Raw genomic sequence first — 855 nt, forward strand, 5'->3', positions numbered from 1 at the left:
CAAGCCGACGGAGCTGAAACCGCGGGCAGCCAGAATGTCACGGCCCGTATCCAGCAGGTGCTGGCGGGTGTCGCGGTGTTTATCTGGCTGATTGATGGCGGTTTGCGTATTCATGGGCGGCACTTTAACAGCTAATTAGACCGGTCGTCTAGTTACGAGGTTATAAATATTGCCAGTTGCCAACGCAGAGGCGCAGCAATGGATGCTTGACCTTGTCGTGCGGGGATATGAGGCTTGCCGTACACCGACCACTTCATTCAGGATGCCTAGATGTCAGAACTGATTCTGCACCACTACACGCTGTCCCCGTTTTCCGAGAAAGCGCGTGCCATGCTGGGTTATGCCGGCTTGCAATGGCAGTCGGTCACCGTGGCGGAAATGCCACCGCGCCCCAAGTTGGCACCGCTGGCCAGTGGCTACCGGAAAATCCCGGTGGCGCAGATTGGCGCGGATGTCTTTTGTGATACCCGCACCCTCAGCCGAGAAATCGCCCGGTTGGCAAACAAGCCTGAGCTGGTGGTGGAGAATTGCAGTGAAGAGGTGCAGGCCTTTGTTAGTGAAGTGGACTTGCAGATTTTCCTGGCTTCAATTGTGACGGCAGGGAATATCACCCTGTTGCGCCGGGTGCTGAAAGAGTCGTCGCTGCTGGACCTAGGGCGCCTGTTGCTGGACCGGATCAAGATGGGCAGCAAGTCGAAAGTGAAAGCCGAGAGTCCCCGCGTAATGCGTCGCAAGGTGGCCGCGCATCTGGATCATATGGAAACCCTGCTGACGCAGGACTTCCTGTTTGGCGATGCCCCCAATGCCGGTGATTTTTCCGCGTACCACAGCTTGTGGTTCCGCCGTGACCTGGCC

1 protein-coding gene is annotated in these 855 nt (G+C 57.4%); it reads left to right on the forward strand.

The window, feature by feature from the left end; all coding sequences use genetic code 11:
* Positions 1-270: 270 nt before the first annotated feature.
* A partial coding sequence (locus A3730_RS04855; RefSeq protein ID WP_197477298.1) for a glutathione S-transferase family protein occupies positions 271-855 on the forward strand: 585 nt, incomplete at its 3' end.

This window comes from Alcanivorax sp. HI0044 (genome assembly GCF_001634945.1).